Origin of the sequence: Bartonella sp. MU37NMGALS (genome assembly GCF_042194015.1) — a bacterium.
GTDB lineage: Bacteria > Pseudomonadota > Alphaproteobacteria > Rhizobiales > Rhizobiaceae > Bartonella > Bartonella grahamii.
In genome coordinates this window covers 1-823 of the sequence record NZ_JBHIML010000115.1, presented here as the reverse complement: position 1 = coordinate 823, position 823 = coordinate 1, and the positions used below count along the sequence as shown (strand labels likewise).

Sequence of the window (823 nt, the reverse complement as noted above, 5' to 3'; positions counted from 1 at the left end):
AAAAAGCTAATCATAAAGAAGTTTAAGAAGAAAAAACAACTTCAAAATGTCCTTCAAGCGTTTTAACTTCTTTCGGATTAACAATAATCTTTATATCGTTTCCCAATTTTGCCAAACACTCAAGCATTTTCATTTCACTAATTCCTCGAAATTCTCCACTTAAGAGTTTAGACAGTTTTGGTTGAGTCATTTTCAAAAGTTGACTAGCCTGTTTTTGTGTTAAGTTCTTTTCTTTCAGAATTTGACTAATCTTATGAGCAAGTTGCGCTTTGATAAGCATCTCTCTGGAATCTGAAAAGCCAAGATCCGCATAAACATTGGAACTACCGTGAAAAACATTGATCATTTTAATTCCCTTCTAATTGTTCTGCTAACTTGAGACGTTCTTTAATCAGATTAATGTCTGGTTTTGGTGTTGCAATGCCACGGGTTGATTTTTTCTGAAAACAATGCAACACATAAAGAGATTTTTTATATTGTATCGTATAAACAGCGCGATAAGTTCCTTGAATATCGCGTTCAATAATTTCTAGAACATTGGCAGATCCAAACCCCTTGAGAACCTTAACATTTTCTCCTCTATCTCCTATCTGAGCAAGATAAAGAGCATAACCAATCCTTTGTTGAATAAGATCAGGAAGACTTTTTATATCTTTGAGTGAAGAACCAAGCCATATGATACGTTTTATTTTACTCATGATTATTAATATACCCATATGGGTATATTTTCAAGTGGTTATTCTAATTTTGTGATTTTTTAATAACTATTATTAATAAAATTGACTTGATAAAAATGGTAACAAAAAACCATAATTGTTTATTT

The 823-nt window shown here is 31.2% G+C and carries 2 protein-coding genes; both read right to left on the bottom strand.

Going from position 1 to position 823, the window contains the following annotated elements:
* Nucleotides 1-22 precede the first annotated feature (22 nt).
* On the bottom strand, nucleotides 23-346 hold the full coding sequence (locus tag ACFIJP_RS09415) for a helix-turn-helix domain-containing protein (RefSeq protein ID WP_015856199.1): 324 nt from the start codon (nucleotides 344-346) through the stop codon (nucleotides 23-25).
* Between the two features lies 1 nt (nucleotide 347).
* Nucleotides 348-698, bottom strand: a complete 351-nt coding sequence (locus ACFIJP_RS09410; RefSeq protein WP_041581387.1) for a type II toxin-antitoxin system RelE/ParE family toxin — start codon at nucleotides 696-698, stop codon at nucleotides 348-350.
* Nucleotides 699-823 lie beyond the last annotated feature (125 nt).